Here is a 13,749-nt window from a genome sequence, read left to right as displayed (position 1 = left end):
ATTGTCACGTCATAAATTTCTCGCAATGACAAAAAGATATAATTATGAAACCTAACATTTCAATAACCAAAGTAGGAGAATCTAAAGTTGATGCTCTAGATTTTAATAATATTCCTCTAGGAACAACTTTCACAGACCATATGTTTATTTGTGATTATGAAAATGGCGAATGGACAAATCCAAGAATAGTACCAATGGGATTAATTCCAACACATCCTGCAGCTATGGCTTTACATTATGGGCAAGCTATTTTCGAAGGAATGAAGGCTTATAAAGATGCGGAAGGTGAACCTATGTTATTTAGACCAGAGCAAAATGCTAAGCGTTTAAATCTCAGTGCAGATCGTATGGGAATGCCAAACGTACCTGAAGATTTATTTGTTGATGGTTTGAAGGAGTTAGTTAGTTTAGAACATAATTGGATTCCACCACATCAAGGAAGTGCGTTGTATTTAAGACCATTTATGTATGCTGATGAGCCATTTATCGGTATGCGAGCAGCTACACATTATAAATTTATAATTATGGCATCTCCTGCTGGACCATTTTTCAGTAAGCGTATAAAACTTTGGGCTGAGAAGCAATTTATTAGAGCAGCTACAGGAGGAACAGGTGAAGCAAAAGCTGCAGGTAATTACGCAGCGGCAATTCGTCCTACAGAATTAGCAAAAGCTAAAGGATATGACCAAGTATTATGGTTAGATGCTACCGAACATAAATATATTCAAGAAGTTGGCACTATGAATATCTTCTTTAAGATTAATGGAGAATTTATAACACCAGAATTGGATGGTTCTGTTTTACATGGTATCACAAGAGCTAGTGTAATAGAAATGCTTCGTGCGATGAACTATTCAGTTACTGAGCGAAAAATTACTATTGATGAAATTAAGAAAGCATCAAGAAATGGTATGTTGGAAGAAGCGTTTGGTACTGGTACTGCAGTTGGTATCGCTTACATTCAAGAAATAGGATTAGAAAATGAAACAATTCATGTATCTGATGAGAGTCCAGTTGGTTTAGAAGTGAATGATACTCTAAATGCTATTAAAACAGGTCAATTAGAAGATCGATTTGGTTGGATGACTAAAGTGGAAAAAGAATTGGTTTAGAGTTGTTTGTGCGTTACCACAAGGGTCAGGTTTTCGGCAGTCACTTTTTTTGAGAAAAACAAAAAAGAGCTTCAATAAAGCCTCAATCCTTAATGCGTAAGTAACCATTTTGTCATTCCTGCGTAGGCAGGAATCCACAATATAGAGAATTAAAAAATAGATTCCTGCTTTCGCAGGAATGACAGATTATGAATAAAAAAATACTAAATAAAGCATTCTCAAAGCTTTGCACAGCAAAAGCAATGACTGAATTGTACGAAGCTAATTTTAAGCAGGTTTCAAAATATGTCCATGCAACATCTCGTGGACATGAAGCAGTTCAAATTGCATTAGGTCTACAATTATTGCCACAAGATTATGCGTTTCCATACTATAGAGATGATGCTATGTTATTATCATTTGGTTTAGAGCCATATGATTTAATGCTGCAATTATTAGCGAAAAAAGATGACCCGTTTTCTGGTGGAAGAACCTATTACTCGCATCCAAGTTTAAAGGATGACGATAAACCAAAAATTCCGCATCAATCTTCCGCAACAGGAATGCAAGCAATTCCTGCTACAGGAGTCGCAATGGGAATGCAGTATAAAGAATTACAAGAGTTAGATGATAAAACATTAAAGGATTTACCGTTTGTAGTATGTTCTCTAGGTGATGCGTCAGTAACCGAAGGTGAAATAGCAGAAGCTTTTCAAATGGCAGCTTTAAAGCAAATGCCAATTTTGTATTTAGTACAAGATAATGGTTGGGATATTTCAGCGAATGCTGCTGAAACAAGAGCACAAAATGCGTATGAATATGCGCAAGGATTCCATGGTTTGGATGCAATCTCTATTGATGGTGCCAACTTTACAGAAAGTTATGAAGCTTTAGAAAAAGTAATTGAAAAGATAAGAAAAGAGCGTCGACCATTTTTAGTGCATGCAAAAGTTCCGTTATTAAATCATCACACTTCTGGAGTAAGAATGGAATGGTATAGAGATGATTTAGACGAAGCGCGTTCTCGTGATCCTTATCCTGTTTTAAGACAACAACTATTAGATAATGGGTTTACAGAAAAGGAAGTTGATGATATAGAGGAATCTGCAAAAGCAAAAGTACAATCAGATTTTGAAAAAGCCTTAAAAGCTGAAGACCCAAAACCTGAAGATTTATTTACTCACGATTTTGTGCCAACACCAATAACACAAGAAAAAGGAGTTAGAGAGCCAGAAGGAGCCGATAAAGTTGTAATGGTAGATTGCGCATTATTTGCGGTTGAAGAATTGATGCGAGAACATAAAGAATGTTTATTGTACGGACAAGATGTTGGTGGACGCTTAGGTGGTGTATTTAGAGAAGCAGCAACTTTAGCACAGAAATTTGGTGATAATCGTGTGTTTAATACACCAATACAAGAAGCATTCATTGTAGGTTCTACAGTTGGAATGTCTGCAGTTGGCTTAAAACCTATTGTCGAGGTACAATTTGCAGATTATATTTGGCCAGGTTTAAACCAGTTGTTTACTGAGGTAAGTAGAAGTTGTTACCTATCTAATGGTAAATGGCCAGTAAGCATGATTCTGAGAGTACCAATTGGTGCTTACGGTAGTGGTGGACCATATCATTCATCTTCTGTTGAAAGTGTAATTACTAATATTAGAGGAATTAAAATAGCATATCCAAGTAACGGAGCAGACTTAAAAGGTTTAATGAAAGCTGCTTATCACGATCCAAATCCTGTAGTTATTTTGGAGCACAAAGGTTTGTATTGGTCTAAAGTTCCAGGCACATTAACAGCTACTTCTGTTGAGCCTAGTGAAGATTATATTTTACCGTTTGGTAAGGCTTGGTTACTTCAAGAAATTTGGAAACAAGAAGATGTAGAAACTTTAACTATAGTTACTTATGGCATGGGAGTGCATTGGGCTTATAATGCTTCTGGTGAATTAGATATGCGCGACCAGATTGAAATTATTGATTTAAGGACGTTGTTTCCTCTAGATGAAGACACAATTATGAAGTCTGTTAAGAAAACAGGTAAGTGTTTAGTAGTTACTGAAGAACCATCAAACAATAGTTTTGCTAGAGCTTTAGCTGGAAAAATACAAGAAGAATGTTTCAAATATTTAGATGCACCTGTAATGACTATTGGTAGCGAGAATATGCCAGCAATACCATTAAATTCAACTTTAGAAGAAACAATGATTCCTTCGACTGAGAAAGTGAAGGGAAAGATTGAAATGATTTTAAACTACTAGTTTATCGTTTATTGAATAATTAACTTTTGAGCACGTTTTAGATTGGTCTCTGGTTCAATTAATTCAATAATATATATACCAGTGCTTAACCCTTCAATGTCTATAGATTGATTATTCTGAGTAATATCTAAAGGATTAGAAATTATAATTCTTCCGTTACTATCATAGAGCTTAAAATTTGTTTGATTTTGTAATTGCCCTATTACTTCAATAGATTTTTTTGTGGTATTTGCATAGATAATTAATTTTTCTAGAGGTTGTTCTACAGTATTAAGTAGGCCCGATTCTATTCGTAAATAAAAACGACCTGTTCCCGAAATCTGCTCTAAAGGATTAATTGTGTAACCTCTATCGTTAAGTAATGTAACTTCATTATTTAGAGTATCTTCAAGATATAAACTAACCGAATTAGGAAGTGTAGATTCTAAAATACTAAAAGTTAAAGTTTCATTAGCATTTGCATGGACCCCTAATGGAATAACTAAGCTTGATAAATCATCTGAATTAAAGGTTTGTAAAGCTATTGGAATCCCTGTATTATCTTGTAATAAGTTAGAATAAATAGAAAAAATGGGAGGAGTTTCACTCCAAATTTCAGCATCATATCCAGGGTCTAAACCAAGACTAGCATTGTCATTAAAATAAAAATCTGTATGATACGTTTTGTTTAATGAATTAATATTTAATTTTAAATAGGTTAACTCATTAAAATTACGTCCCATGATAAAATCATCATCAGTACCTATGCTTCTCATACTAGGAGTAAAAGCAACATCACCTGATGTTTCTGCATTAACAAAAAAACTTTGTCCAGGTGCAATTGTTGTACTTGCCGTAGTTGTAGCCAAATTATAGATGGTCCATCCATCTGATGCTGACCCATCATATCCATAAATACCGATAGCACTTTCGTTAATTAAACCAGAGTTTGTAATATTATTTAAAAAATCCTGAGCATTTAGATAACTAGGATATGGATTACCAATAAGATTCCAGTCGCTTGTTCCTCCAGATACTATAGGAACATTAATAGAGCTTGTTTCTACATTCCCTGAAAATGTATAACTAGAACCATCTGTTGATCCTGAGATGTAGCCATTTCCTGCAGATAAAATATTACTATCTTCATTTGGTGAATAAAAGACGTAATTTCCTGCTGATGGATTATAAGTCCCAAATAAGAATGCAAGATTACCATTAATATTTCCAGATAAGATGTTTGCGTTTTCAGTTCTAAAGTCTCCAAAAGTTTGTCCAGTTACTGGTGCACTTATTAAATCATTATTTAAGGTTGATGAATTTGTTCCAGCTGCGTTATTTACATGGCGATTATAAGATATGCTCCCTGTGCTTACACCTTCTACAATTAAGCTTGAATATTTAGTAGAAATGGATTCAAGTAAAATACTACCGTTATTAATTAAATCACCATTTACAGTTATACTTCCTCCTTCTCTAATAATTATAGATCCATTAATAGATACGTTAAGATCGTTTACTATTACATTTTCATCTTCATTTATAGTGTATATTCCTTTACCTACATATACATCTACAGTACCAGTCGTTAAAGTAGGAATATTATTATCTTTCCAAGAATCATTACAATAAAGATAAGCACCTACAGGTAAATTTGAAATACAATCCGAATTTTCAATATCCTTAGCTAAAACTTTGTTAAATAATATGGAATGCCCTAAATCGTTTAAATGAACACCATCTCCAAAATCTAAATTACTTAAAACCGTACCATCAGTTTCTGCAACATCTGTCCAAAAGTCAATTGAGTTAGTGTTATAAGTGGAAATTATACCATTTCTAACATCAATTTGATTTTGTATTTGTGTTGGAGATCCAAAATTACGTGGTTGAGTTGTAGCAATCCATATTGGAACCGAGTTAATAACTGCTTCGTTATATATGGCAGCAAAATTACTTAACTGATTTGCAACAGAGTATCCGTTATTTGTGTCATTTGAAGGTAAGTTTACAATAATACCTATTGGATTATCTGAAATAGCCTTAGTAATATTTCTATCTGTATCTATGGTTATTCCGACTCCATTCGGAATTGAAGTACCAGTTGGTAAAACATGATATGTTGTATATCCACCCTTACCATAATTAATAACGTTGATTCCTGTGTTCTTTTGAAAGAGAGCTTTGGCGTATAAATTTACCCATGCATATTCCGGAGAAGAAGCACCAATGCCTTCTGCTGTCGATGATCCTACAACAACTATATTACAGCTTGTGTTATCAGTAGATATTTCAAAAACACTATCACTAGTATTGCTAATTAAGTTAGAAGTTGCTCTAACTAAACAGTTTTGCGAAGGAGTGTTTGGTATAGTCCAATTATAATTATTTGTAGTGTAAGGAACAGTAGCAATTGTGTTCCACGACACACCATTATTAATAGAGTACTCTAAATCAATGTCTGAATTTAGATTTGTGGAACTCCAAGTTATTTCTGGTATTTTCCCTATTTGCCAAAACTCGTCTCCATTTGGACTGTTTAAAGTTAGAGTAGTTTGAGGTGTAAAGTCTAAGACAACTGCACCTAAGTAGAAAAATCCATAAGTATTTGTATTATTTGGTCCTGGCGAAGCAGTTATTGTTATTGTGCCATCTGCCTTAGGACTTATACTTGTAGAGATTGTATTATTAATGTTATTAGCCACGTTTAGAAGCACAGTTTCTGTTGTAAGACCTTCAATTGTATATTGAGTTTCTCTATTATCGATAGTAGTATAATCTAATCTAGATGCATAAATTGTTAACGTAAAAACATCGTTTGGATTAAGGTCACTCAATTCTATTGCACCTGTTGGTTCCGTTTTACCTAAAAAATCTATTGTATTACCAAAAAAACTATCTCCGGTAGCTGAGTTTGGCAATCCTAAACTTGCACCAGATGTTGTGGTCCCATTCTCATTAAAATAATTGAAACTGTCTGTAACTGAAACATCTATTGTTGTTGTGTTTCCTCCTTTATTTATAAGATTGTTTATACTTCCGGTACTTAAAGCATCTGTTAAATTATTCCATGGAGTACTACTTTGATTGGAATTAGATCCAAAATCTATAAGTAAAGCATTATCAGAATATATAGGTGTATTAACGCTATACTCAAGTTCAATAACTCCTAGGTAGAAAAAACCAGAAGAATTGTCATTATTAGGTCCAGTTGAAACATTTATTATTATTGTTCCATCAGCCTTTGGATAGAAAGAAGCTGTTGCAGTATTACTTGTATTCTGAGAAGCATCTAAATTTATTGTTTGCGTAGATTGAGCATCAATCGTATAAGAAGCCTCTCTATTATCTGAGACTCCTGTACGTGATCCAAATACGGAAATAGTGTATTGTTTACCTACAACTAAATTATTAAAAGTTAAAGAGCCACTATCAGAAGAAGTCCCATAAAAACTATCGTTTGTAGCAGGTCCAATGAAATTTAAACTCGGATCTGGAGATGTAGTTCCACTTGAATTAATACCAGCAAAAGCATCAATAATTGAGAAGCCAATCCCAGTTTCAACTGCGTTAGAATTAATAAGATTGTTAATAGTACCTGAAACATTATTAGTTATATTATTCCAAGGAGCGGCACTTTCATTTGCACCAGGAGTTCCAAAATCCATATAAATAGTTTCGGTTTGAGCAGATATAGAATGAACTGAGATATAAAAAAGTAAAAATACAAGAATTTTAACTTTTTTAGAAAAAGTTGTTTTCATATTATAAGCAGGTTTTTATATAAGAAAACTAGATTAAGGAGCTCTAATTTCGGTTAAAAGTACTATTTTTTTTTGAAATTAAACAAATTGATGCTTTTTAATAAGCCTATTCTCAAAAATTTAAAACAAAAATACAGAACAGATTTTGATTAAGAATTAATACTATTATTTCCCTTAATATCTTTTTAGAAAATCTTGAATCTAAAGATGAAGTAGGCAAAATAAATTTAAAAACGTTCACTGAATTTCATAGTGAACCAAGGTGATTTCATGTAAATCTGAAAATCAAATATTCAATTAATATAAATTGAATTTGTATATTTAGATATTAAAACCTATTAATGTATACTAGACGAATATTTCCAGTCGCAGGTGTTATTAAATGGACACGACGACATATTTTTTTATTTTTTATTTTAGCAACTATTCCAGTTTTCTTATTTGATATTGCTGGTTTAAAATGGTTGCATGTACCATGGTTACCACTTGGTGTTTTGGGTACTGCAGTAGCATTTATTGTCAGTTTTAAAAATAATGCATCATATGATCGTCTTTGGGAAGCACGTAAAATTTGGGGAGGTATCGTTAATGCCTCACGGACTTGGACAATAATGGTTAAAGACTTTATTAATAATGATCATAGCAGCGAAAAGTTATCTGAAAGAGAATTATTTAATATTCACAGAGAATTAGTTCACCGTCATATAGCTTGGCTAACTGCTTTGCGTTATCAAATGCGAGCTGAAAAGCCATGGGAAATGCATTTAAAATCCAAAAAATCAAATATAGAATATAGAGCTTCGCAATATTTAGTGTGTGAGGATACAATTCCTATTGAAGACGCTATAAAAGATTATATTTCTGAAGAAGAATTTAAAGAGATTTTTGCTAAGGGTAATAAGCCTTCACAATTACTAGGTGTTCAATCGAAAAGATTAAAAGAATTAATGCAAGGAGGATTAATCGAAGACTTTAGGCACATGGAAATGGCTAATATGCTCAAAGAGTTTTATACATTACAAGGTAAAAGTGAGCGTATAAAGAACTTTCCTTATCCGAGACAGTTTGCTACATTGAATTATATGTTTGTTTGGATTTTTATTATTCTTCTGCCTTTTGGTATTATGGAAGGATTTGAATCTATTGGTGAACATATTATTGATGATCTAGAAAATCATGTGTCGCACACATCTACTTTACATCGTATACAAGAATTTATAGCAAAACACTTTGTGTGGTTTTCAATTCCGTTTAGTACGTTATTAATGTGGGTTTTCCATACGATGGAAAGTATGGGGGAGAATACCGAAAATCCGTTTGAAGGAGGTCCTAATGATGTGCCAATTACTGATTTAAGTAGAGGTATAGAAATTGATATAAGACAACTTATTGATGATACTGATATTCCTGCACCATATGAATGGAAAAATGATATTGTAATGTAATTGATAAGCAATAAAAAAGCCTATCCAAAAGATAGGCTCTGTTCTTAAAAAGATTGTAAGATATATAATTATATAACTTTTACATTAACTGCGTTTAATCCTTTTTTTCCTTCTGTTAAATCGAATTCTACATTGTCTCCTTCTCTAATCTCATCGACTAAACCAGAAATGTGTACAAAATGCTCTTTACCACTTCCTTCTTCTGTTATGAATCCAAAACCTTTAGAGTCATTAAAAAATTTTACTGTACCAGTACTCATATTAAATTATATTAAATTAGGCTGCAAAGGTAGTCTAATTAATTGGCATTCAATTGTTTTGAAACCTTTATTTTGATTTCATTATGTAATGATACTTAACTGGTTAAATCTTAGCTCTTAGCGTACTTAAAACTTTATTATTTTACTATAAGTTATACTCAGATAAGGGTTTTGTGAATTCTTCTGGGTTTTCAGCTAAATGATAGCGAGGGTCATCAATAGCTTCTATAATAACCTCTTCGAACTTAGGATTAGCTTTTCGAAGAAGAATTTTACAATCTTCACTTAAATGTTTTAGTTTGATGGTTTTTCCTTCAGCCTCGTATTTATTCACCAAATTATGAATGGCTTCTAATGCAGAATGGTCACTTACACGAGATTCAACAAAATCTATCTCTATGTAATCAGGGTCATTTTTGATATCGAATTTAGAATTAAAGTTTTGTACAGAACCAAAGAATAATGGCCCCCAAATTTCGTAAGTTCTAGCGCCATCAGGTTGAGTTCGTTTTCGGGCTCTAATCATAGTTGCATTTTTCCATGCAAATACTAGTGCAGAAATAATAACACCAGCAATAACTGCTACCGCTAGATCTTTCCAGACTGTAATGGCTGAAACTGCAATTAAGACAATAGCATCAGATAATGGTATTTTTCTTAGAATTCTAAAACTACTCCAAGCAAAAGTACCGATTACTACCATAAACATTACTCCGACTAAAGCTGCAATTGGAATTTGTTCTATTAGAGGTGCACCAAACAAAACAAAACATAGTAGTGCTACTGCTGCAACTGCGCCAGATAAACGACCACGTCCACCAGAATCTACATTGATTATTGATTGACCAATCATAGCACAGCCTCCCATTCCGCCAAAGAGTCCGTTAAGCATGTTTGCTCCACCTTGAGCAATACATTCTCTATTTCCGTTTCCTCGAGTTTCCGTCATATCATCTATAAGATTCAATGTCATTAATGATTCAATTAAACCAACTGCTGCAAGAATTATAGCTGTAGAAAGAATTAAGTCCCAATGACCAGCTAATGTTCCAAATAAACTAAATATTTGATCTTGAAATGTTGGAAGACCACCTTGTAAACCTTCTCCACCACCTTCAGCAATAAATGAACCAACAGTGCTTACTTCAATACCACCAAAAATTGTAATACAAGCCACTACAATAATCGCAATTAAAGCAGCTGGTATTTTCTTAGTTAGCTTAGGTAATCCATACATAATACCCATGGTTAAGCCTATGAAACCCATCATTTTCCAAAAAGAGGCATTAGTAAATAATGCTGAGAACCATTCTAATGTATTTTTTAAAATCGAAATATCTTTTGGTACAGCGTTAGGAAATAAACCTAATTGTGAAAGAAAAATAACAATCGCTAATCCATTAACAAATCCCATCATTACTGGATGTGGAATCAAACGAACAAATTTTCCTAATTTGAAAATCCCTGCTAATATTTGAATTCCTCCAACAAAAAGGAGTGTGATAAATAGCCATTGCAAACCTAAGTTGTCAATAGGAGTTTCTAGAGATATACCTACTTCATTCCCTTTTTGAATGAGGTGTACCATGACTACAGCCATAGCACCAGTAGCACCAGATATCATTCCAGGTCGACCTCCAAACAATGCGGTTACAATTCCCATCATAAATGCCCCATAAAGTCCAACTAAAGGGTCAATACCAGCGACAAAGGCAAATGCCACTGCTTCAGGTACTAATGCTAAAGCAACAGTTAAACCTGAAAGAATATCATTCTTAGGATTTTGAGTAAAGTTTTTTCTGGTTGTTTGGCCTAGTATCATAATATTTAATCTTAAAAGTCGGCAAAGATATAGTATTTAGATTTAAAGCCTAATCAAATAATAGAAACAAAAAAGCACTAGATTACTAGTGCTTTTAATTTATTTAAATGTTCTTATTACCCTTTTTCTGGAGGAAATTGCATCATTGTTTTAGCTACGAATTCTTTTATGCGTGCTTCTTTCTTTTCAACATTTCTTGTCACTAGATAACCAGTTCCTGAACCTTGCCAAATCAATTCTTTTTTATTGGCATCAACTAAATCAATATATAGAACACCTTCAGTTTTGGTGGAAACCTGATTTCTATTCATTCCCCAGCCCCAACGACCGTATCCTCCCCAACCCCAAGATCCAGGTCCCCAAGCATTGTTGTAAATGTCTACACGTTGGTTTGATTTAGTAAATATACTAACTAGCAAATCCGGATTCTCTGATTTGGTAAAACCTTTAGCCATTAGCTCAGCCTCAACTGCTCTTAATATTCTACGTTTATCAATGTCGTTAATTTCAGCTTTGTCAATACCAGGTTTAAAGAAGGCAAAGGTCTTGTAATTGTCAAATTTTGCTTCTCTATCATAATCAGCTGCAACTCTAACAGAACTACATGAAGACAGTAGGATGGCAAATAATAAAATAGGTGTGAGTTTAATTAAGTTTTTACTCACGAAACTTCTATTGAGGAAGTGTTCGTGAACATTTTTCAAATGTTTCATATCGCTTTTTTTAAATTGTTTCTAATAAGTTATCATCAACATGATTTGGTAATGTCACTTTTAAATTAGGTTCTACTTCCATTGCTCGTTTAATAGCAAAAATTGCTCCCTCATTTCTCGCCCAACTTCGTCTTGAAATGCCATTATTCACATCCCAAAATAACATTTGTTTTAGTCGTGTTGATGCTTCTTTACTACCATCAAGAACCATACCAAATCCACCATTGATAACTTCGCCCCAACCAACGCCTCCACCATTATGTATACTTACCCAAGTTGCTCCTCTAAAACTATCTCCAATTACATTATGAATAGCCATATCTGCTGTAAAACGTGAGCCATCATAAATATTGCTAGTCTCTCTGTATGGTGAATCTGTTCCGGAAACATCGTGGTGATCTCTCCCAAGAATAACGGTCTCTATTTCTCCATTAGCAATTGCTTGATTAAAAGCATCAGCAATTTTCATACGACCTTCAGCATCAGCATATAGGATTCTAGCCTGAGAGCCTACTACAAGTTTATTTTCTTTAGCTCCTTTTATCCATTGAATGTTATCAGCCATTTGTTGCTGTATTTCTACTGGAGAATGTTTCATGATGTCTTCCAAAACATCACAAGCAATTTTATCTGTTTTCGCTAAATCTTCAGGCTTTCCTGAAGCACAAACCCAACGGAACGGACCAAAACCATAATCAAAACACATAGGTCCCATAATATCTTGTACATAACTTGGGTATTTAAAATCAATACCATTATACGCCATAATATCTGCACCAGCTCTTGAAGCTTCTAATAAAAAAGCATTTCCGTAATCAAAGAAGTAAGTGCCTTTTGCGGTATGTTTATTAATCGCATTTGCATGACGACGTAAAGTTTCTTGTACTTTTTCCTTAAATAATTCGGGTTGATTAGCCATCATGTCGTTAGCGTCTTCAAAAGACAAGTCAACAGGATAGTAACCACCAGCCCATGGATTATGTAATGAAGTCTGGTCGCTACCTAAGTCTATATAAACATTAGCTTCATCAAATTTTTCCCAGACGTCTACAATGTTTCCTAGGTAAGCTATAGATATAGTTTCTTTTTCAACTTTTGCTTTTTCAACACGCGAGACTAATTGATCTAAATCTGTGATTTTTTCATCAATCCAACCTTGATCTAGTCTAACTTGAGTGATTTTAGGATTCACTTCAGCACAAACTGTTATACAACCGGCAATATTTCCGGCTTTTGGCTGTGCACCAGACATACCTCCTAATCCTGATGTTACAAATAGATTACCTTCAGGTGGTTTTTCTATTTTCCTGAAACCATTTAAAACTGTTATTGTTGTGCCATGTACAATCCCTTGTGGTCCAATATACATATAACTACCAGCTGTCATTTGCCCATACTGAGTTACACCTAAGGCATTGAATTTTTCCCAATCATCTGGTTTAGAGTAATTAGGAATCATCATGCCGTTAGTAACAACAACCCTTGGTGCTTCTTTATGTGAAGGGAATAAACCCATAGGATGTCCAGAATACATTACTAAAGTTTGTTCATCATTCATTTCTGCCAAATACTTCATCGTTAGTCTATATTGTGCCCAGTTTGAAAACACACCTCCGTTTCCACCATAGGTAATGAGTTCGTGAGGATGTTGTGCCACGGCATAATCTAAATTATTCTGAATCATTAACATAATAGCTGCAGCCTGTTTTGATTTTGCAGGATATTCATCAATTGGTCTCGCATACATTTTATAGTCTGGTCTTAGGCGATACATATAGATACGTCCATAAGTATCTAATTCGTTTTTAAACTCAGGTAGTAAAACTTTGTGTTGTTCTTTCTCGAAATAACGTAATGCATTTCTAAGTGCTAATTTTTCATCTTCAGTAGATAAAATTGCTTTTCGTTTTGGAGCATGATTTATAGAAGGATCGTACAATTTAGGTTGAGGTAATATTTTTGAAATACCTTCTAATATTTGATCTTTGAATGATAATGTTTGCATTACTTTTTTTTTAAAGTTTTGTCGCCTGCCTTGAGCGTAGTCGAAGGGTTAAAGCCATAAGGACAGTGTCTGCATCCACTTTCGCAACAATAGCCACGTTTTAAATGATATTGTTCAGTAAAACAACGGTAACCTTCTGGTGTTAAATAGTAATCGCCTTCTTCAATTGGGACGTATTTCTTCATATCTAACAAAGATAATGTAAATTGGATTGATTTTTGAAACGAATAAAGTATGATATTAATTTCAAAATATATAGTACCAAGAGGTTATACTGGGATAACTATTTTTCCTTTTATGTTTTTAAAGTATAAAGCTTTGAAAGGGAATGTTGTTTTAATAAATCATGAAAAAATCCACTTAAGACAACAAATTGAATTACTGATTATTCCATTTTTTTTAATTTATG

The 13,749-nt window shown here is 33.6% G+C and carries 9 protein-coding genes; 3 read left to right on the top strand and 6 right to left on the bottom strand.

Annotated elements, in window-relative coordinates; genetic code table 11:
• Positions 1–44: 44 nt before the first annotated feature.
• Positions 45–1,112, top strand: coding sequence for a branched-chain amino acid aminotransferase (locus tag QZZ53_RS06490; protein WP_296382757.1), 1,068 nt, complete (start codon positions 45–47; stop codon positions 1,110–1,112).
• A gap of 188 nt (positions 1,113–1,300) precedes the next feature.
• Positions 1,301–3,352 carry an alpha-ketoacid dehydrogenase subunit alpha/beta gene (locus QZZ53_RS06485; RefSeq protein ID WP_296382755.1) on the top strand — a complete coding sequence of 684 codons (2,052 nt, stop codon included), beginning with the start codon at positions 1,301–1,303 and terminating at the stop codon, positions 3,350–3,352.
• A gap of 8 nt (positions 3,353–3,360) precedes the next feature.
• Here QZZ53_RS06485 and QZZ53_RS06480 read toward each other — a convergent pair whose 3' ends face one another.
• A complete protein-coding gene (locus QZZ53_RS06480) occupies positions 3,361–7,095 on the bottom strand; it encodes a GDSL-type esterase/lipase family protein (RefSeq protein WP_296382753.1) in 3,735 nt (1,244 codons plus the stop codon).
• Positions 7,096–7,436: 341 nt separating this feature from the next.
• Between QZZ53_RS06480 and QZZ53_RS06475 the strand changes: the two genes are divergently transcribed.
• A complete protein-coding gene (locus QZZ53_RS06475) occupies positions 7,437–8,540 on the top strand; it encodes a bestrophin family ion channel (protein WP_296382751.1) in 1,104 nt (367 codons plus the stop codon).
• Positions 8,541–8,608: 68 nt separating this feature from the next.
• Here the strand turns inward: QZZ53_RS06475 and QZZ53_RS06470 are convergent, their stop codons facing one another.
• The 5 genes from QZZ53_RS06470 to QZZ53_RS06450 all read right to left on the bottom strand — a co-directional run bounded on the left by QZZ53_RS06470 (position 8,609) and on the right by QZZ53_RS06450 (position 13,525).
• Positions 8,609–8,800, bottom strand: a complete 192-nt coding sequence (locus QZZ53_RS06470; protein ID WP_296382748.1) for a cold-shock protein — start codon at positions 8,798–8,800, stop codon at positions 8,609–8,611.
• A 145-nt stretch (positions 8,801–8,945) separates the two neighbouring features.
• Positions 8,946–10,622, bottom strand: a complete 1,677-nt coding sequence (locus QZZ53_RS06465; RefSeq protein ID WP_296382746.1) for a SulP family inorganic anion transporter — start codon at positions 10,620–10,622, stop codon at positions 8,946–8,948.
• 116 nt (positions 10,623–10,738) lie between these two features.
• Entirely contained in the window at positions 10,739–11,335 is a 597-nt protein-coding gene (locus QZZ53_RS06460; protein ID WP_296382743.1) for a DUF4136 domain-containing protein, read from the bottom strand.
• 10 nt (positions 11,336–11,345) lie between these two features.
• Complete coding sequence (locus QZZ53_RS06455; RefSeq protein WP_296382742.1) at positions 11,346–13,340, bottom strand: urocanate hydratase; 1,995 nt, start codon at positions 13,338–13,340, stop codon at positions 11,346–11,348.
• Positions 13,340–13,525, bottom strand: coding sequence for a DUF5522 domain-containing protein (locus tag QZZ53_RS06450; protein WP_296382740.1), 186 nt, complete (start codon positions 13,523–13,525; stop codon positions 13,340–13,342). The genes QZZ53_RS06455 and QZZ53_RS06450 overlap by 1 nt, the downstream gene beginning before the upstream one ends.
• Between the last annotated feature and the right edge of the window lie 224 nt (positions 13,526–13,749).

This window comes from Winogradskyella sp. (assembly GCF_016744625.1).
In the GTDB taxonomy this organism is placed as follows: Bacteria; Bacteroidota; Bacteroidia; order Flavobacteriales; family Flavobacteriaceae; genus Winogradskyella.
Note: the sequence above shows the minus strand (reverse complement) of the source record. Positions and strands in the feature narration are given on the sequence as shown.

What these genes read in the sequence shown, in the direction of transcription:
- QZZ53_RS06465 (WP_296382746.1), bottom strand. Translation starts at nt 10,622, where the DNA reads ATGATACTAGGCCAAACAACCAGAAAAAACTTTACTCAAAATCCTAAG.
- QZZ53_RS06470 (WP_296382748.1), bottom strand. Translation starts at nt 8,800, where the DNA reads ATGAGTACTGGTACAGTAAAATTTTTTAATGACTCTAAAGGTTTTGGA.
- QZZ53_RS06490 (WP_296382757.1), top strand. Translation starts at nt 45, where the DNA reads ATGAAACCTAACATTTCAATAACCAAAGTAGGAGAATCTAAAGTTGAT.
- QZZ53_RS06460 (WP_296382743.1), bottom strand. Translation starts at nt 11,335, where the DNA reads ATGAAACATTTGAAAAATGTTCACGAACACTTCCTCAATAGAAGTTTC.
- QZZ53_RS06475 (WP_296382751.1), top strand. Translation starts at nt 7,437, where the DNA reads ATGTATACTAGACGAATATTTCCAGTCGCAGGTGTTATTAAATGGACA.
- QZZ53_RS06485 (WP_296382755.1), top strand. Translation starts at nt 1,301, where the DNA reads ATGAATAAAAAAATACTAAATAAAGCATTCTCAAAGCTTTGCACAGCA.
- QZZ53_RS06480 (WP_296382753.1), bottom strand. Translation starts at nt 7,095, where the DNA reads ATGAAAACAACTTTTTCTAAAAAAGTTAAAATTCTTGTATTTTTACTT.
- QZZ53_RS06455 (WP_296382742.1), bottom strand. Translation starts at nt 13,340, where the DNA reads ATGCAAACATTATCATTCAAAGATCAAATATTAGAAGGTATTTCAAAA.
- QZZ53_RS06450 (WP_296382740.1), bottom strand. Translation starts at nt 13,525, where the DNA reads ATGAAGAAATACGTCCCAATTGAAGAAGGCGATTACTATTTAACACCA.